Annotated in this window: 19 protein-coding genes and 1 tRNA gene; 6 read left to right on the forward strand and 14 right to left on the reverse strand. The window is 45.2% G+C overall.

Annotation, left to right across the window (positions count from 1 at the left end; all coding sequences use genetic code 11):
• Nucleotides 1-32 precede the first annotated feature (32 nt).
• Genes IPL83_12635 through IPL83_12655 form a run of 5 tightly spaced genes read right to left on the reverse strand, consistent with a single transcriptional unit; the run spans nucleotide 33 to nucleotide 2,568 of the window.
• Nucleotides 33-1,013 (reverse strand): hypothetical protein, encoded by a 981-nt coding sequence (locus IPL83_12635; protein ID MBK9039989.1) that lies wholly within the window; start codon nucleotides 1,011-1,013, stop codon nucleotides 33-35.
• A 2-nt stretch (nucleotides 1,014-1,015) separates the two neighbouring features.
• Nucleotides 1,016-1,516 carry a DUF3106 domain-containing protein gene (locus IPL83_12640; protein ID MBK9039990.1) on the reverse strand — a complete coding sequence of 167 codons (501 nt, stop codon included), beginning with the start codon at nucleotides 1,514-1,516 and terminating at the stop codon, nucleotides 1,016-1,018.
• On the reverse strand, nucleotides 1,500-1,670 hold the full coding sequence (locus IPL83_12645; protein MBK9039991.1) for a hypothetical protein: 171 nt from the start codon (nucleotides 1,668-1,670) through the stop codon (nucleotides 1,500-1,502). Before IPL83_12645 ends, IPL83_12640 begins: the two co-directional genes overlap by 17 nt.
• Nucleotides 1,670-2,017, reverse strand: a complete 348-nt coding sequence (locus IPL83_12650; GenBank protein ID MBK9039992.1) for a hypothetical protein — start codon at nucleotides 2,015-2,017, stop codon at nucleotides 1,670-1,672. Before IPL83_12650 ends, IPL83_12645 begins: the two co-directional genes overlap by 1 nt.
• Nucleotides 2,014-2,568, reverse strand: coding sequence for an RNA polymerase sigma factor (locus IPL83_12655; GenBank protein ID MBK9039993.1), 555 nt, complete (start codon nucleotides 2,566-2,568; stop codon nucleotides 2,014-2,016). The genes IPL83_12650 and IPL83_12655 overlap by 4 nt, the downstream gene beginning before the upstream one ends.
• Nucleotides 2,569-2,781: 213 nt before the next feature.
• Here IPL83_12655 and IPL83_12660 point away from each other — a divergent pair, with 213 nt between their 5' ends.
• From IPL83_12660 to IPL83_12670, 3 genes are all read left to right on the forward strand, one after another.
• Nucleotides 2,782-5,715, forward strand: coding sequence for a hypothetical protein (locus IPL83_12660; GenBank protein ID MBK9039994.1), 2,934 nt, complete (start codon nucleotides 2,782-2,784; stop codon nucleotides 5,713-5,715).
• Between the two features lie 24 nt (nucleotides 5,716-5,739).
• Nucleotides 5,740-6,309: a hypothetical protein gene (locus IPL83_12665; protein ID MBK9039995.1), complete on the forward strand. Its 570-nt coding sequence runs from the start codon at nucleotides 5,740-5,742 to the stop codon at nucleotides 6,307-6,309.
• Nucleotides 6,310-6,562: 253 nt separating this feature from the next.
• Nucleotides 6,563-7,579, forward strand: a complete 1,017-nt coding sequence (locus IPL83_12670) for a hypothetical protein (GenBank protein ID MBK9039996.1) — start codon at nucleotides 6,563-6,565, stop codon at nucleotides 7,577-7,579.
• A gap of 50 nt (nucleotides 7,580-7,629) precedes the next feature.
• Here the strand turns inward: IPL83_12670 and IPL83_12675 are convergent.
• The 9 genes from IPL83_12675 to IPL83_12715 all read right to left on the reverse strand — a co-directional run bounded on the left by IPL83_12675 (nucleotide 7,630) and on the right by IPL83_12715 (nucleotide 17,035).
• Nucleotides 7,630-7,706: transfer RNA gene (locus tag IPL83_12675), tRNA-Arg, on the reverse strand.
• Nucleotides 7,707-7,809: 103 nt separating this feature from the next.
• Nucleotides 7,810-9,225, reverse strand: coding sequence for a sigma-54-dependent Fis family transcriptional regulator (locus IPL83_12680; GenBank protein ID MBK9039997.1), 1,416 nt, complete (start codon nucleotides 9,223-9,225; stop codon nucleotides 7,810-7,812).
• Nucleotides 9,226-9,341: 116 nt separating this feature from the next.
• A complete protein-coding gene (locus tag IPL83_12685) occupies nucleotides 9,342-10,295 on the reverse strand; it encodes a hypothetical protein (protein ID MBK9039998.1) in 954 nt (317 codons plus the stop codon).
• A complete protein-coding gene (locus IPL83_12690; GenBank protein ID MBK9039999.1) occupies nucleotides 10,292-11,026 on the reverse strand; it encodes a hypothetical protein in 735 nt (244 codons plus the stop codon). Before IPL83_12690 ends, IPL83_12685 begins: the two co-directional genes overlap by 4 nt.
• A gap of 2 nt (nucleotides 11,027-11,028) precedes the next feature.
• Complete coding sequence (locus IPL83_12695; GenBank protein MBK9040000.1) at nucleotides 11,029-12,249, reverse strand: type II secretion system F family protein; 1,221 nt, start codon at nucleotides 12,247-12,249, stop codon at nucleotides 11,029-11,031.
• A 23-nt stretch (nucleotides 12,250-12,272) separates the two neighbouring features.
• A complete protein-coding gene (locus IPL83_12700; GenBank protein MBK9040001.1) occupies nucleotides 12,273-13,340 on the reverse strand; it encodes a type IV pilus twitching motility protein PilT in 1,068 nt (355 codons plus the stop codon).
• Nucleotides 13,337-15,052 carry a type IV-A pilus assembly ATPase PilB gene (pilB, locus tag IPL83_12705; protein MBK9040002.1) on the reverse strand — a complete coding sequence of 572 codons (1,716 nt, stop codon included), beginning with the start codon at nucleotides 15,050-15,052 and terminating at the stop codon, nucleotides 13,337-13,339. Before pilB ends, IPL83_12700 begins: the two co-directional genes overlap by 4 nt.
• A gap of 139 nt (nucleotides 15,053-15,191) precedes the next feature.
• On the reverse strand, nucleotides 15,192-16,085 hold the full coding sequence (locus IPL83_12710; GenBank protein ID MBK9040003.1) for a hypothetical protein: 894 nt from the start codon (nucleotides 16,083-16,085) through the stop codon (nucleotides 15,192-15,194).
• Nucleotides 16,049-17,035: a bifunctional riboflavin kinase/FAD synthetase gene (locus IPL83_12715; protein MBK9040004.1), complete on the reverse strand. Its 987-nt coding sequence runs from the start codon at nucleotides 17,033-17,035 to the stop codon at nucleotides 16,049-16,051. Before IPL83_12715 ends, IPL83_12710 begins: the two co-directional genes overlap by 37 nt.
• 45 nt (nucleotides 17,036-17,080) lie before the next feature.
• On the opposite strand from IPL83_12715, the gene IPL83_12720 reads away from it, so the two are divergent.
• From IPL83_12720 to IPL83_12730, 3 genes are all read left to right on the forward strand, one after another.
• Nucleotides 17,081-18,976: a CHASE2 domain-containing protein gene (locus tag IPL83_12720; GenBank protein MBK9040005.1), complete on the forward strand. Its 1,896-nt coding sequence runs from the start codon at nucleotides 17,081-17,083 to the stop codon at nucleotides 18,974-18,976.
• Nucleotides 18,977-18,991: 15 nt separating this feature from the next.
• Nucleotides 18,992-20,410, forward strand: a complete 1,419-nt coding sequence (locus IPL83_12725; GenBank protein MBK9040006.1) for a sigma-54-dependent Fis family transcriptional regulator — start codon at nucleotides 18,992-18,994, stop codon at nucleotides 20,408-20,410.
• Nucleotides 20,411-20,789: 379 nt separating this feature from the next.
• A complete protein-coding gene (locus tag IPL83_12730; GenBank protein MBK9040007.1) occupies nucleotides 20,790-21,623 on the forward strand; it encodes a flagellin FliC in 834 nt (277 codons plus the stop codon).
• Nucleotides 21,624-21,725: the final 102 nt, after the last annotated feature.

The raw sequence follows: 21,725 nt of genomic DNA on the forward strand, positions 1-21,725 counted from the left end.
TTTTGTGAACAATTTTTGTCACTTCAGGACGACTAGAGCCCATTTTCGGCAAATGAATAACTGCACCCCACTCGCAAATATCGAGCAGGATCTGCCCCTTCACTATCTGGAAAAGTGGATCTCCCGGCCAAAACCTGAATTCCCCACTTTCGTGAGATTTCATAGGTCCCTATCAAAGTGAAATTTTTTGAGATTGAAGCATCCACGGCAGAAAGGTTCTGGCCCACTTCTGCTCCTAAATAGACCTTCCGAAAACGTCGGCCCAACTCCAGTGAACCTCCATGGGTCGTAAAGTTGGAGGCCAGTGCCATTGTTTCAGATGAAAACATCTGGCTAACGCGATCATCAGAGAGAAGACTCATGTCCCTGTCGTAGTTAAATTTTTCTCCATTTACTCGAACGAGCCAAGGAGTCCAGCCGATATATTCAATAGATAGCTCCGCCAACGGACTTATAATTCTCACTTCTGCCTCTTCAGATGAAGCACTCTCACTGCTCAAATTAATATTACGGACCCCAATACCTAGCCGAAAATTCCAATTCTTACCGACTCGCTCAATTCCAGCCAGCAGGCCACGACGACTGATCTCCCCGCGCTTCCCCCAGTATTCAATTTGCAGAGACATGATGTATTCATCCAAGGGATCGGAGGAGACACCAAGATAGATCGATCCACTCCTAAAAGACTCTTCCTCTAGGCGATTTCGATGGCTCGACGAGCCCAACAAGAGGCGATAGTCATTGGCCAAATGAAAGTCGGCATCAATACTGAATGAACTATTTCCTTCGCCACTTCCTGTTGCACTCAAAAAAAGGAGGTTTGGCGGCGGCTCCATCATTTTCTCAAAGGCAAAAAAATCGTCCTCCTTAACTTCTTTCTTACTTTCTCCAAAAATTTTTACTGGAAAAGTGGTCGCCGCGACAATCACCAGGACCAGCGTCAAAGTACAAAAAAATCCATCTGCCTCCTTTCTGTTTCCAGGTGCTCGCTTACGGCTTCGCTCATTTGTCATGGTTATTCCCCGCTTTGGGGATTTTTGTTCGATAAGCCCTCCAGGCCTCCGATGCTTCCCTTTCGCCGCTCAATGAATCTCTGCCTGAGTTCACGACGCTTACCAGGAGATAGGGCTTTCCACTTTTTAAATCTCTGACGAAATCGCTGTTTCTGCTCCGGAGACATTTGCTGGAAACGTCGCCATCGGCTCTTCATCTGTTGACGACGCTCTGGAGAAAATCTGCGATAGCGGTGCCAAGCACGTAGAATTCTCTGCTTCCTTTCGGGAGGCAGAGATTTAAATTTCTCCCATCGCTCCTGAACCTTTTGCTGCTGCTCTGGAGTCAATGTTTCCCACCGAGCTTTCCCTTCTGAAGCAGCCCCTCCAGAGGACGGCTCGGGCGGTTGGACATTGTCCCCCGAAGATTCCTCCTCGGCCAAAGCTGACAAAGTCCAGATGACAGGACCGGAACCTACCAAACCCCTCATGGCTATCGAGATAAAATTACGTCGATTCATCATTCATCTCCTCATTTTCGTTTTCCTCGATCATGGACATGTCTTCCTCGTTCTCAAGCATGTCCATTTCCATCAGCATATCTAAATTGCGAAGAAGCTCTGGGTCGACGTTCTGTTTGTTCTGCGTCTCCAATTTTACCAATAAGCCTTCCATCATTACACCTCATCCAATTCGGGAGTTTGTTCCAAAAGTTCCAAAGCATCTAAAAAATCCAAATCTTCGAGCAAGTCCAACTCAGCTAACATATCAATGTCATCTCCTTTTGGGATGACAGACAACATTGGCTTTACCGGGTCCCACTTCCGTAACCTAGGCAAAAAGAAAAGGCTCACCGCTAAGGCCACAAGAGAAGACCAGACAGCACCTGTTGCGAATATCTGTTTCAGAAATTCCCGGCGATACTTCTTCTTCAATTCTTGAAGTTCGGGTCCAACAAAACTCATCACACGATTCTGATGATCGCGACTCGGTTTTTCGGAAATGACTGAGTCCCATTTTTTCATCCCGACACCCCCAAAGCAAGTATCAGATTTCTCCGCGCACGAAACAAAAGCGATTTGAGTGAAGGAACCGAAATACTCATATGAGCGGCCAATTCATCATAACTCAAATCCTCCGTCAACCAAGCCACCAGAACCAATCTCTGTGAATCCGGCAGCTGATCAATTTCCTTTTTTACTCGCTCAACCTCTGCCATATTCATGATCGTCTCCTCAAGTTCTCTGCGATCTGGAATTTCAAAACTCTCTGACTCTCCCTCACTCGCTAAGGCTTCAAACAGTCGCCGTTGATCTCGAATCATATTCAAGCAAGTGTGACGAGTGAGCGTATATATCCAGGCGATAAAATTTCCAGTGCCCTCGTATCTCTCAGCCGCTTTCACAACTTTTAACCACACCTCTTGAGCCACGTCCTCAGCCCTTTCTCGATCACCAATCAACCGACAAGCGTAACCCAAAGTTTTTCCACTATGACGTTCAAATAGACGTCCAAATGCACGCTGATCGCCCTTTCCGATTTGGACCATTAGCTCGTCATCACTCTGTTGACTCATAAACCCTATCCTTTGTGAATACCAGCCACAGAGGTCTGTCTGGAAACACACCCCTTGAATAAAAGTTGCGCCTTTCCATTATATATAAATTAATTCAATTAAAACAAATAGTTATCTGGCCCACTTGAGACTGCTCGCACCAAGCCAAACGCAGTGACCGACATCCCACTTTTTTTCGTTGCTCGCAATTGGCGACAATGGTGCAATGTTTCTATGCAACAGCGAATTCGATTTTTTGTCTCTGTCTCCTTATTGATTTTCAATTTTTCTTCTTCTCTGGCCAGCAGTGTTGATCCAAAAATAAAATGGCAGGTCCTTGAAACGGACCACTTCAAGGTTATTTTTGACAGCAATCTGAACGAAGTCGCTAGACTTTTTGCCTGGCAGGCTGAACGAGCTCACTTCTTTCTCCAGCCCATATTTAAGGAATACCCTGCTAAGACTCATATTCTCATCAACGACTCGACTGATTTTGCAAACGGATTTGCTGGATTTTTTCCTTTTCCGATGATCACTGTATTTCCGGTCTTGCCCGATGATCTTGACTCGATTGGATACTACGACAACTGGGCTAGCGAATTGATGATCCATGAATACACCCATATTTTGTCTTTTGAACCAAGCAATGGCTTTTATCGTCCCTTCAAGTATGTTTTTGGTTCAATCATTCATCCGACAGCTATTCTACCCTCGTGGTGGCTGGAAGGCCTTGCGGTCGAAATGGAAACTCGCTTTACTCAACATGGACGACTCAGATCGCCTCAATACGGAGCCAGCCTCAGAAATCTCGTCCTCAGCGACCAACTCAATTCTGAGAGCATCGATCGAATTAACGCCTCAGATATTCCTAGCTGGCCATTTGGACAGCGTCCCTATCTCTTTGGCTCCCTTGTCTGGAACAAGATCATTCAAGAATCGGGAGTGGTGGTGCCGTCCGCCCTTCTGCAAAGATACTCTCAACGTGTGCCATTTCTCCTCAACAGCCCCTTGCAAGATCAGACAAAAAAAACCTATCAAGAAATCCTGTCTGAGCTTTATCAAGAGATCGAACAAAAGGTGGCCAAAGAAGCCTCCAAAATATCGAAGGGACCTTTGGCAAAGGAGGTCCCATTTCATCACGCTGGATCTGGCCAACACAGCCCCGTCATTTCTCCGAATCAAAAATATCTCGCTTATCTCGCTTTTGTCCCAAAACAGAGCGGGCAGATTCGACTCATTGAAAGGAACCCAGGGGCGAAGGAGAGTTTTTCAACAAAACCCTTTCAGCTTTTACTCAAATCCGCCGGAACCAGTCGTATCTCTTGGCTCCCTGATTCAAGTGGGATCATCTATGATCAATCTAAGATCTATAAGCGACACTATCGCTACCGTGATCTTTATCATTACGACCTCGCCAGCAAAAAGTCGAGGCGACTCACTCAGGGCCTCAGGGCCTCCGAACCTGAAGTGAGCCCAAATGGACAGCAAGTGGTCTTTGTGCAAAGTGGCGCTGCAACCTCACAAATTTCCATTTTGAATTTGGCCGACAGCAAAGTTAAGACCCTATTTAAGCCAAAGAGAATTCTGTCCCGAGTTTCCCGACCTCAATTTTTGGGACCGAACGAAATCATCTTTGGTGTTCATAATTCAAACGGCGATACAGGACTAATGGCTCTCAAGCTAAATGAATCTGAACCTCGCACTGTTCTAAAAAATCTCATGCCCGTTCGCCAGCCTCGCTCAACAAAGAAGGGGCTCCTGGTTGTATCAGATCGCAGTGGCGTGAGTAACTTGTACTTGGCCAATAGCAATCTAACTGATGGAAAACCATTGACGAATTCCAAAACGGAAGTTCTCAATGGGGAGTTTGATTCCGTAACCAACGAATTGATTTATAGCCAGCTGGCTAAAGACGGACCCAAATTATTTGGCACTCCTTTTCTGCCAAGTAACTCAATCCCAAAAATTGAGCCCCTGATCACACAACATTGGAAGTCCCCTCCAGAGGGACCCAAGCTAAAAGATGTAAAGATGAGCGAAAGTGAATTTTCCTCCTGGCCTTACCTCTACCCTCGATATTGGATTCCATTTCTTTACCCTGTGGAGGGAGGGGTCTTGATACAAGGAAGCACCTCAGCAGGCGACCCCTTGGGCAAGCACTCTTATGGTTTAGATGCTTCTTATGATTCTGTGACAAGAAAGCCCAGCTATGGATTTTCATACCTCAACAGAACCCTCCCCATTGACTGGACCCTCAGCTACGCTGAAAGCCAGCAATATTTGTCAGGTTACGATCTCACTTTGACCAACCGATCTGCAGGCACCAATGCAGGTTTTTATCTCCCCTTTTTGAGCGATCGCTTTCGCGGTGGCCTTGGATACTCCCACATCGAAACATCAAGTCCAAACGCTCACCTTAAGCGGGAAGGCCCTTCGACATTTCTTTCCTATTCGACTTTTTCGCCTGACACTGAAGAGTCAAATGAACCTAGCCCCGAAGATCTCGCTGGAAACTACAACACCCAAATTTCTCTGGCTCATACGGAATACTTAGAAAGATCCAATTATATTGATTACGGCAGGTCTTCTTTTTCCTGGAACCAAGTCATTTCAAAAGTCCTCCCACCCAACCACAGCTTCGTGACTCAATTGAGAGGTGCTTTTGCTCCCGATATGCCGTGGGCTCGAGTGGTCCCCTTGGGCGACAAGACCGTGGGTGCCAATTACATTGCAAGCCTAGTAACGAGTTCGTTTCTCATGCGTGGCTACCCTTCCACGACCTTCGTCGGCCGCAAAATTATAAATGGAAATTTTGAATATCGCTTTCCGCTGGCCGACATTTATCGAGGAAAAGGGCTTTTCCCTTTGTTCTTTAAAGATCTCAACGCCACCCTTTTTGTTGATGCCGTTTCTGTGGATGGAGGTGCCTTTGATCAAGGTGCGGGCGGATATGTCCAGTCTAGTTTGAGTAAGCCGTTCTGGGGTGCGGGAGGGGAACTCAAAATCTCTACCACTGTCGCCTACCAGCTGCCTTTGACATTTATACTGGGCGGTTACTATGGCTTTGATCGGGAAAAATTGGGCGGATTCCAGGCCTTTTTTGGTATTGGAATTGAAGGCATTTCAGACATTAACCAAAAGCCAAAAAACTCCGAAAAATCAATGTAAAACAAAGCATCAAAGGAACACTCCATGCGCTCTCTGAGCCCTCTGCTTTTGCTGGCTGCGATTCTATCTTCTGATCGGGCACATGCCTTTTCAATGGACACCAATCTTTTTTACCTCTCGGACAGCTTTAGCAATTCCAGTGATTCCACTAGCACCAGAATGTTTGCAGACCTTTCTTTGAACCTGGATCTTGCAAACAAAGGACAGTTTACAATCGGCTGGGGCTATTCAATTCTCAATCTGGGCGACAACAATGGCAGCACAGAAACAAGCTTTAGTCTGACTGAAATGGGACCCCGGTTTGGCTATTACATTGATAAAAACAAGGCTTGGGCAATGTTTTTTACCTATAACCTCCAAGCCAAAGCAACCTACGATACGGGATCAACTCCCCTCGAATGGCGAGGGAGTAGTTATAAATTTGAGTTAGGCTACCGGCCCGAATTGTTTGAACGCCTTCGAGCCGGAATGCATCTGATTTATTACTCCGCTGCTTTTAGTGAAGAACTCTCGAATTCAACCACCTACACACTCATTAGTAACTCACGCGCCATCATCTACCCAGCCTTTTCACTGAGCTATCACTTTGATTAATCTAAAATTAATAAAATAGCTCTCACATTTCAGCACCACTGCCCATCCAGGGGCCGTCCACGTCCACGTCCACGTCCAGCAGAAATTTGACTATTGGGTGTCAAGAATTTCGGCACAATAAGTGATCAAATTTCAAAGGGTATTGACGGCTCGATGAGAATTCAAAGAATGATGGATCAAAATAGTCAGTTCTTTTGAGGTTGGCACGCTTGTTGCGTCGCATGTGAGTGGAGATGTCTTTGGAGGATTGCACATGATTGAACGAGTCACTGCCGGCATTCGCCACCTCATCTTGATTCTTACTTCGGCGACGTTCGTGCAGGCAAGCTTTGCAGGCGCGAGCAAATGTGAGCAGCTGTTAGGAGCAGGTCAAATTTCTGCTCGAGAGCGTACGGCAAGCCTCTCCACAAGTGACGACTTGAGAAATTTCCAGAGCCTGGCCTTTGACGTGGTTGATTCTCGACCCGGAGTTCATGGCGGAAAGCGGCTGATCGTTAAACGTAAGGGACCATGGTTTGATCTCAAAAGCGAAATTGATGAAAAGGTCGGTGACTTGGTTCCGGATCTTCGTGCCAACATTTTCTTATTAGGAAAAAAGGAGGCGGCTTTCTTTGGTTTTGAACTGCTCGACGATTTCACTCTGACAGTTCCAGACGCTAGGGAGCTAAATGGCGCTATCTCGAGATTCAATTCTGGACTTCACCCTGAAGATCCAAGGCGAATTGCCATTTCGGTTTATGAAATTCCAGAAGTCACCAATTCACTGACAGATTATCTAGGAAACTTCATTCATGATGGTCAAATTCCCATTTCACAAAAGGGAAAGGGATTTTTTCATGACATAGGGGCTCACGCAATCGAGGGCTTCTTTGTGGACAATCGTTTGGTCGAGATCATCAAGTCACGAACTGATTTCATCGGAAAGCTTCTTTCTGAATTGCGTCTGGACGTCGATGGAAAATCTGTTCTTCCGGAATTTAAAAGAGCGTCAGCGGAAATAAGGAATAGCCTTGTAAGTATGATTGATCAACTCGGGGCCTTCGGCTCGCTGTTTTTAAATCCAGAGGACAGGATTTTCTTCGGCCGAATCGGATTACAGCAGTACGAAGCCGTAATAGATGATCCAAAACTGAAAGAACTACTACCGGAAGATCTTGTTGAATTCACGAAGTCTGAGGGGGCCACTCCTTTCTTTCTATTCCATCGGTTTTGGATTGCAATGGAAAAGGATTTTCCCAATTTTCTAAAAACCATGATCGTTGAACAATGATGATTTTAGACTATGCGCATTATTTTTGAGACATTTGAAAGATAAGTACATGGTGACCACGGCAAGGATTGAACTTGCGACCTGCAGTTTAGGAAACTGCTGCTCTATCCAACTGAGCTACGTGGTCAACTTCTACTCCACTCAGCGCCCGGCTTTGGGAGGGTTTTCACTTCATATACTGATTTTGAATCAAAGTTAAGACCACATTTGTGCCATCGTGCAAAAACCTGTCACCCTGCTGCTTCTTCATCGATTTCGTCATCGGAGATTGTTCCGAGATTGTATTTCTCTACCCGATAGCGCATCGAACGAAAGGTGATATTGAGCAGTCGAGCAGCCCTCTTCTTGACACCATTGGCCGCATGGATGGCTTTGACCAAGAGCTCCTTTTCGATCTGTCCTATAATTTTGTCCAGTTCTATCCCATCTTCAGTGATCTCGATTTCATGGCTCGATGCCAATTTTCGACCGTTCGGGGTGTTCACAAAAGGAGGGAGAGACTCGGGCAAAATCGTCGCTCCGCCCTCAAGTGCGACTGTTCTTTCAATAATGTTTTCTAACTCGCGTACGTTTCCAGGATATTGATATTTCTTGAGCATATCCATCGCTTCTGCGCTGATACCGTTTATGGATTTGGTCAATCTCTCGTTATACTTTGCTAAAAAGTGGTTCGCTAGAAGAGGAATATCACCGGCACGCTCCCTCAAGGCTGGCATTCTAATATTTATGACATTCAAACGGTAAAACAGATCTTGACGAAAATCACCGGTGCTCACCATTTCCTCAAGATCTCTGTTGGTTGCCGCAATGATTCGTACATCTACCTTGGTGTCGTCAATACCTCCGACCCGGCGAATGACTCGCTCTTGAATGGCGCGGAGAAGCTTGACCTGAATAGACGGAGGAAGCTCCCCCACCTCATCAAGAAATAGGGTCCCACCGTCGGCGACTTCGAATAATCCCGCTTTGTCGACAACAGCCCCCGTAAAGGAGCCCTTCTTGTGTCCAAACATTTCTGATTCCATGAGAGATTCGGGAATTGCGCCACAGTTGATGGTCACAAAAGCCTTGTCCTTTAAGGGTCCATTGTAATGGATCGCTTTGGCTACCATTTCCTTACCTGTTCCGCTTTCGCCAGTAACCAAAATGTTCGTGGGCGTAGATGAAACCCGGCGCACCATCTCAAATATTCGGTGCATGGCATCCGAGTTTCCCACCACACTTTGAAAACTAAACTCCCGGGTCAGCTCCTTTTTTAGAACGCGATTCTCAACTTCAAGATTTTTGCTGCGCAAAGCGTTTGCTATGTTGATTCTTACTTCGTCAATTTTGAATGGCTTCGTCAAATAATCATAGGCCCCCAATTTCATTGCCTCTACGGCATTTTCCGTAGATCCAAAGGCCGTGATCATCATAAACAACATGTCGGGGAACTGATCCTTCACTTGGCGCAGCAGCTCAATTCCAGTCAGATTTGGCATCTGCAAATCAGAGATCACCATGTCGATCGCTTTTTTCTTGAGAATCTCCAGAGCTTTCTGTCCATCTTCGGCACAGGTGACTTCGTAGCCCTCTTTTCGAAGCATGATGTCCAGAAATTCGCGAATTGATTCCTCATCGTCCACAACTAAAATTCTCGGTTTCATTCCCTGATCCCTCTTCCAGTTTGTTTCCCATTTTCTTACGTAAACCTGCTCTTTACAACATTTAACAATAAAGTCCGGACAGGTGGACTCGACAGAGGACCAGAAGGAAGACCTCTTCAGGCTATGCGCAAACGGGGTTTCTCCCCTTGGGTATCAGGACTGGGAAATTCTATGATAAAAGAGGTCCCCTTCTTCGGAGTGGATTCCACGCTGATCGTTGCCCCATGACTATCAAGAATTTTGTGTGCGATAGCAAGGCCCAATCCTGTGCCACCTGGTTTTGTCGTGTGAAACGGTTCAAAAATTCTTCCGCGATTTGACTCTGCAATTCCACAACCATTGTCCTCAATTCTCAGTTGAACTCGTTGGACAAGATCGAGATCCTTCGTTTCAATTTTCAAAACTGGCTCGCTCACCTCTCCCATCGCCTGGTAGGCATTAATAACGATGTTAAGTAAGGCCTGACGAAGTTTGTCTCTGTGCCCATAGATCAATCGACCGCTCTTAAGCACGAGATCCCGCCTGACGGGAACGCGCGAAAGAGTCCCATTTCCTACAAAATCAGATATTTCCTGAATGAGTTGATTCAGATTTATCGGATCCTCGATCCGAGCGTGAGGTCTCACGTAGTCCAAAAACTCCGTAATTAAATCATTCAGTCTGTCGATTTCCTTGAGAACGATGCTCATTAATTTTTTATCTTCAGTAGAAGAAGCGAAATTGGAGGTTGATAAAAGCTGAATACTCCCACTGATGCTTGCCAAAGGATTTCGGATCTCATGCGCGATTCCAGCCGCAAGCTGACCGACGGCAGCCATTTTTTCTTGCTGCCTCATCGCGTACTCAATTTTTTTAATTTGAGTCAAATCTTGAAATGTAAAAACATAACCAAGGATAACACTGTCGGCATTACGCAAAAATCCAAGGGTTATCTCAATTGTGGATTTTTCTCCTCGATAATTTTTGTATTCAACTTCAAAACGATTATTCGTGTTTTGCTCTTGTTGAAGTGCGAACAAACTAAAATCACTATTTAAATCTGGAAAAATAGAGAAAATTGATTTGTTCAACAAATCACGGTCTTCGAGTATCCCAATCGCGGCCTGATTAACTTGACTAACAATTCCATCGAGACCAGTTGTAAAAGTCCCGTTGCCATATTGTCTACAATCATCTGATTGAGATCGCGGAGCACCTCAATATCTCTCTGTCGCTCCGCCAACTCAGAACCCATGAAATTCAATTGCTCACTCAATATCCCACCTAAAAATGCCACGGCATAAAAGGCGATATTGTTCAATCCTACTGCAAAATAGAGTGTTTGACCTTGGATAGATGGCCCAATGATCATTAGAAAACTAAAAAGAATAGAGGTCCAAAGAGCCAAAAGGAGAGCTCCCTTCCTCTGAAAAACCAAGCCACAGAGAATGATGTTCACAAGGTAAAGAAAAAGAAATACCGACTGACTCGTGCCGGTAAAATAGATGAGCACTGTTACAAATAAGGCATCAAAACCAAAGAGACTGGCATTAAAAAAACCATGCCATTTTCCTGCGCTATCAAAAAAATGTATGTAGATCGCATTAAATGAAAACGAAAAAAACAACAATAAATAAAACGGAAGCCACACGTCAAGACTGATGAAAGGTCCTTGCGTTGATTGAAAGACGAGTGCAACCAGCAAGATCGCAACGAGAAATAAAACCCGACAGGCTTCAATCATCAGTAAACGTCGCTTTTCGTTATCCAATCCCATTGGACTGGTGCCCGAAATGCTGGTTACCAAATTGAGAGTTGTCATGATTATTTGTCTCCGACAACGTTAGCCATATTAAAAATTGGCAAGTACATGGCAACAACGAGGACGGCAATGATTCCACCCAAAAAGACCATCAGTAACGGCTCAATCATACTCGTTAATGTATTGGCTGCTTGGTCTACCTCATCCTCATAGAAATCGGCAATTTTCCCCAACATCGTGTCCAAGTTTCCGGTCTGCTCTCCCACCGAAATCATTTGAACAACCATGTTAGGCATATATTTTTCTTGTTTGAGTGGCTCGGCGAGGGTTTTCCCTTTGCTCACAGATGTCTTTGCTTTCTGAATGGCATTTTCAATGATCCAATTGCCGGCCGTGTTGGCCGCAATCTCAAGTGAGTCCATGATTCGTACCCCTGCTTGCAATAGGGTTGACAACGTTCGAGTGAATCGAGCGATAGAACCCTTAAGAATCAAGTCACCAAAGATAGGTACGTCAAGAATAAAGGCGTCGAGAATCTTTCGTCCGTTTTCTGTGGCATAATATGTCTTTAAGGACAGGGGGATTCCGACCACAACCGCAATGACCAAGTACCAATATTTCTGAACCATCTTGCTGGCATTAATTACCCATTGTGTGAGCGTGGGTAATTCCTGACCCATTCCCTCGAACATTGCGACAAACTGTGGAATCACAAATACGAGAATTCCAACAATGACCCCTGTTGCGACGACGACAATGGCTCCTGGATACCACAATGCGCCTACAATTTTTCCCTTCATTTTGACTGATTTTTCAATGTATTCCGCAAGGCGATTGAGGACTCCATCGAGCATACCGCCTTCCTCTCCCGCCGTAATCAAATTGACATACATTCGGTCAAAAACATGACCGTGAACTCCCATGGCTTGGGCCAGCGGCTTTCCTTTTTCAACATCTTCCACAACCTTTTCAAGAACTCGACCTAATGCTGGACTCCTCGCTCCTTGAATCATGGCCTCAAGACTTTGCACGACAGGAACTCCCGCCCCGATAAGCACGGCTAGCTGGCGAGTAAATATCTGAAGATCTTTTCGACTGACAGAATCCTTAAAAAGAGCAAACTTCTTTAACTCCTTATTTAAGCCTCCTCGAGCAGTGATCTTGATCGGAATCATTTTTTGAGCGCGTATTTTTACCCGGGCCTCAGCTTCGTTAAGTGCCTCGACCTCACCCTTAACGAACTTCCCATCAGTGGACTTCGCTTGAAATATATAAATTGGCATAATCTAACACCCAATCGCTGCTTTTAAATGCCAGCCTGTTTTAATAATTTATCAAGTTCCTCAGGATCGGCTGTGACCGAAAATGCACTGCGAATGTCTATTTTTCTTTTGAGAATAAAATTCATCAGGGATTGATTTAGGGTCACCATTCCTGATTTCTCCTGTCCAACCTGCATCATGCCATAGATCTGATGAAGCTTACCTTCCCTGACCAAATTCCGAATTGTCGTATTCATCAATAAAAATTCGACGACTGGAACAACCCCTCCCTTATTTCCAGGGACCAGGCGCTGGCTCACAATGGCGTTAAGGGTAAAACTCAATTGCACCCGAATTCTTGCCTGTTGTTCGGAGGGAAAAACTGAAACGATTCGATTGATTGTCTGCAAAGCTGAATTTGTGTGAAGGGTTGCAAAAACCAAGTGACCAGTTTCAGCAATGAGCAAAGCCGCTTCAATGGTCTCCAAGTCTCTCATTTCACCCAACAAGCAAACATCAAGATCCTGCCTCAATATTGCCTTGAGGGCGTTCTTATAGCCATGAGTATCATGGCCCACTTCTCGCTGGCTCACAATGCAGTTCTTATGGCTATGAACGTACTCGATCGGATCTTCGATAGAAATAATATGCCCGCGACGCTCACGATTCACTTTGTCAACAAGAGCCGCAATTGTCGTTGATTTGCCCGACCCCGTAGGGCCCGTCACCAATACAATTCCAGAAGGAAAATTGGTTACCTTCTCAATGACTGGCGGAAGAGACAACATACGGAGATCAGGAATTTCCAACGGAATTCTTCTAAAAACGCCAGAAACAGCTCCACGTTGAAAAAAGAGATTTCCGCGAAAGCGAGCCATGTTTTTGATTCCAAAACTAAAATCAATTTCCCTTTGTTCCTCAAAACTGCTCTTCTGTAAATCCGTTAAAATGGAATAACACAGCCTTCGCGTGTCCTCTCCTGAAAGATCACGAGTCTTGACCCGGACGATTCTCCCATCTATTCGCAAAACTGGTGGCGATCCAACAACAAGATGCAGATCTGAGGCCCCCTGCTTAACCGCTGCCTTGAGCAACTGGTGAAGTGTAATCATTTTTGGTCTCCGACGGAAGAATTGATAACTTCCTGAACTGTAGTCAAACCCATTTGCAACTTTCTAAGCGCACTTGCTCGGAGAGTCAGCATGCCATCAGCGACAGCTGCCTTTTTCATCTCAAACGGAGTCGCACCTTTCAAAACAGACTCCTTCAAGGCGAGGGTCATGGGCATCATCTCATAAATTGCCACTCGACCCTTGAGCCCCGTGCCATTACATTCTCCACATCCTTCGCCCTTTTTCAAATCTTTAAATGCATCAATCTCTTCGGGCTTAACACCCAATGAAATCAAAACCTCAGGTGCCACGCGGATATCTGTCTTGCAGGAAGTGCAAATTTTTCTCATCAGTCGTTGGGCAATAATTAAGGTGATCGCCTCAGCCACCATGAAACCGGGAACCCCCATGTCCAAGAGACGAGCGACTGAAGCCGGCGCGTCATTTGTATGAAGGGTGCTCAGCACCAAATGACCCGTGGAAGCTGCCTTGAAGGCAATATTTGCGGTTTCCAAATCGCGAATCTCTCCCAACATGATGACTTCAGGATCTTGACGAAGAAAAGCCCTTAAAATCTCCGTAAAACCAACGCCAATTTCTCCCTGAACTTGAACCTGATTTATCCCGTCAAGATTGAACTCAACAGGGTCTTCGGCCGTCGAAATGTTTCTTTTTGGTTCGTTCAGAGCCGCCAGGGCTGAGTACAAAGTCGTTGTCTTGCCGCTCCCTGTAGGTCCGGTCACAAGTGTCATCCCTTGAGGTCGATGAATTGATTCCTGAAAAAGCCCGAGCTGGTGGTCATCCATTCCCAACTTAGTCATATCAACCTGAAGATTTGATTTGTCCAAGATACGGAGCACAATTTTTTCTCCGTAAATAGTCGGAACGCTATTAACCCGAAAATCGATTTCTTTGCCACTCTTCACTCGCACCTTTAGGCGACCGTCCTGAGGTCGCCGTCTCTCTCCAATGTCCATCTTACTGATAATTTTGATTCGGCTCACTACGGCCGCCGCTGTCCCCGGTGGAGGTTGAGTCTTTTCGTGAAGAACTCCATCAATACGAAACCTAATGCGAAATCGCTTTTCATAGGGTTCTATGTGGATATCTGAGGCCTTCAATTTAATGGCCTCTGCCAATGTTGCGTTCACAAAACGAATAATGGGACCCGCACCGGCCTCTGACTCACGATCCACCACCTCGGCTGCCGCTCCGGAACTCACAAATGATTCATCTGCATCCGCAATTTCGGACATGATGCTATCAAACCGAGCAGAGGTGCTTCGATAATACTTATCGATGGCATTGGCAATCGAGACCTCGGAGGCCACGACAACGTCGATTTTACAACGAGTCAGAAGCGCTAAGTCATCTTTCACAAAAATATTTGATGGATCGGCAAATGCCACAACAAGGTTTTTTCCAGCGATCGTCACAGGAATAACGTGGTGCTTTTCACAGACCTGTCCTGAAATCATTTTCAAGGCCTCAGGATCTATCTCAAAGGAGTTAAGATCGATGGTCGGCACATCAAATTGCCTTCCCAGAAATTCTGCCAGATCTTTTTCCGCCACATATCCGAGTCGAACCAGAGCCGAGGTCAGTCTTCCCCCAGAAGCTTTTTGCTCCTTTCTCGCTTGTTCCAATTGATCATAATCAATCAGACTTTCTTTAACTAAGATCTCACCCAGACCCTTTCTTGCAGCACTCATCTGAAACCTTCCTCAGTGTGATCTAAATGACTCATTTTGAGGATTAAGAAGTAAAAAATTGCAAATTGCACACTAGCCCTCTTAAATCTCTCAACATCTTGAAAATGATATCGGAGATTTCAGCGATAATTTTGAAGGCTTATTGTTTAAAAGATTCGCCGGAGACCTCTTGGACGGCAAGAGAAGGTTTTTTATACAGATTTATCAGTTTACTTAAATACTTTTCTCGGTCGAGCTTCTCGCCAAAAGTCCAGCCCGCCCAAATAACATCGGCCCAGCTGGCTATTTCAAATCCATGAATAACTTTGGTTCCAATCTGTTTGGCTTCGTTTATCAGAAAACTCGTCTCCTCTGTCAGATTGAGATCCCATACAACCCCACCTGGCTCAAGAAAATTAAAGTAAAGAAGTTCTGGGATGAGCTCGTTCTCGGGACCGGCCGGAGTCGTATTGATCATGATGCTGTTGGTCCCAGGCAACATGATCAGTTGATTTACCGGAGTAAAAGAAAAATTCACCCCAAAATAAGCCTTTTTTAGATCTGCTATCAAACTCAAACCCTGGTCCAGGAATTGGTTGGTGATTTTAAATTCCCTAAAGCCAATTTTGACCAAAGAAGAGATAGCCACCCTTGCCGCAGCACCCGACCCCACAATCAATGCAGAAGCTTCCACATTCAATCCGTCTCCATACTGACGCAATACATGATGAAAGGCTCCAAAAATAGCGGAATAGGTCCACCATTTTCCTTCGGTTTCAAGAAGCGTATCGGCAGCGCCCAGACTCATCATCCCCGCGTGCTCATGAGGAAAGAACCGTGTGACCAGCTCGCCAAAGGGGCTGCCAATTCTAATTCCTCTGCACTTTTTAAGGGCTTCGCTCAGTTTTAAGTCAAAGGATTCAGGATCAACCACAACAGATTCATATTGATTCTTGCATCCAGCCTCATTGAGTTCAGCTGAAAGAAGATTCCACCTCTCATCCTGAGGATGTAAGGCTATTTCAGTCCAAATTTGTTTTGTTGGCCCTCCCAAAATAACTTTGCCCCCTCAACGTCCATTCTCATCTGTGTTTTCAGCGCCTCAATATCGGAAAATTTCCTCTCTGGGCGATAAAACTCATAAAAGGAAACCCTCACTTCTTGATTATAAAGCTCCCCACTGAAATTTTCCAATATATGGGTTTCAATACGAGGTCCAGATTCTTTGTCCCCAACCGTGGGAGCATCCCCCACGTTCGTAATCGAAGGCCAACTTCGGCCATCGGAAAGACTTATCTTAGTGAGATAGACCCCATAAAGCGGCAGTAGCGTTCCCGGGCTTCTCATATTTGCTGTTGGAAAACCAAATTGCCTCCCCAATTGGCGCCCCTTGATCACAATACCGGAGATCTCAAAACATCGACCCAAAAATTCCCTCACCTCACTCACCTTCCCAAGACCAATTAACTTTCTAATTAGGGTACTTGAGACAATATCACCCTTATGCCTAAAGGGAGGAGCTACGCTTAAATCAAAGCCATACTTGGCAGAAATGGATCGCAAAAAGTCGAGATTTCCCGCCCTCCCTGCACCAAAGCCAAAGTCGTAGCCCACAACAACTTCTCTGGGTTCTAAAAAAGCTTGAATCCGATTTTTCCAAAATACCTCAGGATCCATCCGAGCTAATTCCTCAGAAAAGGGCTCCACAACGAGATAGCTCACTCCCAACAATGCCAGTTGCTCCTTAAGATCGCTTTTGGGAAAGATTCTGAGGAAATCGCCTTGTGGCTGCAGAATTTCCAGAGGATGAGGATCAAAAGTAAGAACAACCAAGGCGGAAGAGCTATGGCGCGATGCGTTTATGCACTCTGCAATAAGGGCTCTGTGACCCAAATGCACGCCATCGAAATTTCCGATGGTTAGCGTAACTCCTCTGAGCGGAGGCTGGATTTGACGAAGACCCCTGATCGTTTCCATGGCCAGAAAAATATCAACTTTCTTCATCTAACCAATTGATTTCTTTCGAAACTATTGATACGTAGCGTTAATATGCCGCAAAGCTGGATTCGAAATTACAGAGCGCGCGTTTTGCTCTGGGGTCGCTACATCTGGAGACGCAATGCTATTTGGACCCGAATCATCCTATCCCTTGCAATAGGAACGGCCTTTGTATTGCTCGACGAAAACTCCAACTATGATCTAAGATTCCATATTCGTGGAATCCAAGAGGTTCATCCCAAAATCGTTCTTTTGGAAATAGATCAAAATGAATGGATAGACTTTCACGGACGAAGTCGCAACCTCATTCGACCACTAAAAGAAATCACTTCTCTGACTGATAGCTTTTTTTGGAATGAAAGATCCTGGCACCGACTCCTTTCGAAGGTTCTCTCTTGTGACCCTCTTGCTGTTGGAGTGAGTTTTTATTTTGGGGAAAATCTCAGCGAATCGAACCAAAACCCCACCGAAAAATCTGTGTTTTCAGATGACAGAGTCATCTGGTCAGCAAGTCAGGACAGCGAGGGACGTAATCTCTACCCCCCATTTTCGCAAAATTTTTCACAAGGCACAGGACTCAACCGACTTCGTGCTGACGAAGATGGAGTCATTAGACACTTTTCTTCATCGCTAGTCCAAATACCTCATTTAACTCAACGTCTAGCTTCAAGGCTTGCCTTAAGGCATTCGAAAGAAATCCAGTTTATTGCAGGAGAAAACTACCTGATTAACTTTCAGGGGAAACCTGGTTCCTATCCCAGAGTTAGTTTTGGAGATATCATCAATGGTCGGGTTGCCCCGGAGTTCTTTCGAAATAAAATAGTCATCATAGGGGGAAGCGACACAGAAGGTCACCTCTATAGAACTCCCGTCGGCGAACTCAATCGTTCCGAAATCATGGCCGAACTTGTTGATAACATATTCAACCATCGCTGGATCCAAAAGCCCGCTAGGTCCTCACTCTTTGTGTATTTGCTGTTCATATTGCTAGTGGCAATCTGGATACAATTTGCATACCCACAGTCGGTGGCCTTTGTCTTTACCGTTTGGCTCGGCACAACCACAACAGCCTTCTCCCTTTGGATATTCGATACCTTTTACATCTGGGTGCCTATTCAGGCAGTTCTTGTACAGTTAGGAGCAACCTACATTTCATTTCTGAGTTATCACTTATCCGTGAAAGATAATCTAAATTGGAGACTTGAACAGGAAAAAATCTACTTCACTCAAGTTGACCAAATGAAACACAATTTTATCAGCCTTTTTAGTCACGACTTGAAAACACCTATAGCTAAAATTCAAGCCATCTGTGACAGACTCATAGCAACTCATCTCGACAGCACTCTTCGGAAAGACCTTGTCTCTCTACGACTGGAGAGTGCAGAGCTACACAAATACATTGAAAAAATTCTTCAAATCTCTAGAGTTGAGTCCACAGATTTTAAGCTGCGCAAAGAAGGATCAGATATTAACGAAATCATTCTTCAAGTTATTGAACAATTGAAACCACTTGCTATTGAAAAATCTATTCGGCTTGATACTAAATTGGAACCAATGTTTTTGATTGAAATCGATAGTATTTTGATTCGTGAAGTGATAATTAACTTGGTCGAGAACGCCATTAAGTACACCCCCAGCGGTGGGACCGTGTTGATCTTTTCTCGGGAAGAGAATAACGTCGTGCAAATCATCGTCACCGATACCGGCGTGGGGATAGCGCCCGCTGAACAAAGTAAGGTTTTCGGTAAGTTTGTCAGAGGTCAGCACCAGGAGTTGCTCACAAAGGGAACTGGACTTGGTTTGTATTTGGTGAAGTATTTTATTGAACTCCATGGTGGTTCAATTCGCTTAGAGAGCGAACTGGGCAAAGGAACCTCGATTGAATTTTCGCTTCCGGTCGAAAACTTAGATGAGAGTGAAATGTTGGGTTTAGAGACTCATCATTAATTGAAGGAGAGAAAAGTGACTGATAGCATAAGAGCATTGATCGTAGATGATGAAGCTGAACTTCGCAAAACCGTTGCTGGTATTCTTCAAGACTGTTTCAGTGAACTCAACGTCAGTATTTCTGAGGCAAGCAATGGTCTTGAGGCCTTAGATAAAATTAGAGCTCAAGATTATGATCTCGTTTTAATGGACGTGAGAATGCCTGCAATGGATGGCCTCACGGCATTGGCTGAGATAAAGAAGCACGACCCACGCACTTTCGTTGTCATTATGACGGCTCATAGCAATCTTCAAGATGCCGTCGAAGCAATCAAAAACGGAGCTTATGATTATCTTGAAAAACCAGTTCAACCAGAAAAACTAAAGGAGCTAGTAAAAAAGGCTATTGAGGCGCGTGAAATGGTTTCCAGTATTGCGCTTTCGAATCCCATCTTTGACGATGATGTTGATAGCGAATTTGTTGGCCCCTCCGATAAGATGAGAGAAATCTTTGATCTCACCAGTCGTCTGAGTAAAGTAGATACAACAGTTCTCATTCGCGGAGAGAACGGAACTGGAAAAGAGCTTGTCGCGAGAGCTATTCATTACAATTCACCACGCAAGCACGGTGAATTTGTGACCATCAACTGTGGAGCTATTCCCGAGAATTTGATGGAGAGTGAACTCTTTGGACACGAAAAGGGAGCCTTTACGGGAGCGATTGAAAGAACCATCGGTAAATTTCAATTTGCAAATAAAGGTACAATTTTCTTGGATGAAATCGGAGAATTAAAACCTGATATGCAAGTGAAGCTGCTTCGTGTACTACAAGATAGAAAATTCGTTCCCGTTGGCGGCACGAGAGAGATTAGAACCAACGCAAGATTTATAGCTGCAACCAATCGAAACTTGGAAAAAATGATTGAAGAAGGTCGCTTTAGAGAGGATCTTTTTTATCGCCTGAACGTCATGCCCTTATTTCTCCCCCCCCTGAGGGATCGTATTGACGATCTTGAAGGGCTGGTTGATTTTTTTATCCGACGTTTTAATCGCAGCTTGCATCGTCATATCAAGGCAATAGAGCCTGAAGCCCTTGCTGCTCTCAAAGCTTATAAATGGCCGGGCAATATCCGAGAACTTGAGAATGTTATTGAGCGAGCTTTTATCATTGAAAATGGGCCTTCTATCAGTTTACCAAGCCTTCCAGAATCAACTCGCAATTTGACGGAGACGGTAGGCGTCGGTGCACAATTTAATTTACCGAGCTACTATTCTGGTCCTTTGGATTTCGATCGCTTCAAGGAAAAATCTGAAAGGGAGTTTATTATTGCGGCTCTCTCAGCGAATAGCGGCAGAATAAACAAAACCGTCGCGCAGGCCAACATTCCTAAGAACACTCTCCTACGAAAGATCAAAAAATATGGAATCAACGTCAGAGAACTTGGACGGGACTAGACCCATAGACCCGACATCGGAATGGCTCGCCCTTAGCCAATCCTTCTTTCGTCTGACCGACCGAGGACTGCTCCTCATCCTTAGTGCTGTATTTTCACCTGCGAAGGTCCTGAAAACCTCGACGAAAATACAGAACTGACTAGACGAAGCTCCTGATTTCCTCGTCCCGACTTAAGCTTGTGCTCGACCGGCCGAAAGAGTAGCTGTCACGAAGACAAGACCTCGACTGGATCACTGGACTCTCTGAGCTCCAGTGGACTTGTGCGAGTTCGAATCTGAGTGACAGAGGGTCATACAAACAAAAATTTTGATGAGTGCTTCTGCACAGTGATGGTCACTGTGAAGGGCCCTCCTCAAGCAAAACCGCAAGGAGAATATCATGGGTATCAGGGTCGCCACCAATATCGCCGCAATCAACGCGCAAAGATCAATGGCTTCTAGCCAACGAAGCATGCAAACAAGCTACGCTCAACTAAGTAGTGGTAGCCGAATCACCAAAGCGGCAGACGATGCAGCTGGCTTATCTATATCTGAAACTTTAAAGTCAACCATTCGTGGATACAGTCAAGCTCAGCGCAACGCAAACGATGGAATTTCGATGATCCAGGTCGCAGAAGGTGGACTTGGAGAAGTTAGTAACATATTGACCCGCCTGAGAGAGCTGGGAGTTCAGGCCGCCTCCGACACCGTCGGGGATCAAGAGAGAAAATTTGTAAACATGGAGGTTCAACAGCTCAAATCTGAGATCCAGCGTATCGCCGAATCGAATCGATTTGGAGACGCGAAACTACTTGATGGATCAGGAGCTGAATATGCTTTCCAAATCGATGTGAATAACAATGACTTTCAGGACCGAATTGCCTTTGACGCATCCAAACAGAACGCAACCCTTGAGTCTCTCGGTATCGACAACTTCGATTTTTCGGATAAAGTCGATGCCCGCGAAGCCTTAAGTGTTCTTGAGGCGGCCCAAAGAAACGTGAACGGAATGAGAGCCAATCTTGGTGCCATTCAAAACCGTTTGGTATCGACAAGTGACAATCTTGGTGTCGCTATCGAGAATTTTTCAGCTGCCAACAGCCGAATTCGGGATACTGACATGGCAACATCATCTGCGGAATTAACTAGAAACAGTGTGCTACTGAATGCTTCAATTGGAGTTTTGGCACAAGCCAATCAAACTCCAACCGCGGCCTTGAGACTTCTTCAATAAATGAAGAGGAACGAGACGTGATAGATATTTGAGTCTAGCAGTTGACCCATGGGGTGGGAAGGCGATCTACCACCGCAATCTTATCAGATTCAGCCTTTGGGC

The sequence above is a fragment of the Bdellovibrionales bacterium genome, assembly GCA_016716765.1.
Taxonomy (GTDB): Bacteria; Bdellovibrionota; Bdellovibrionia; order Bdellovibrionales; family UBA1609; genus JADJVA01.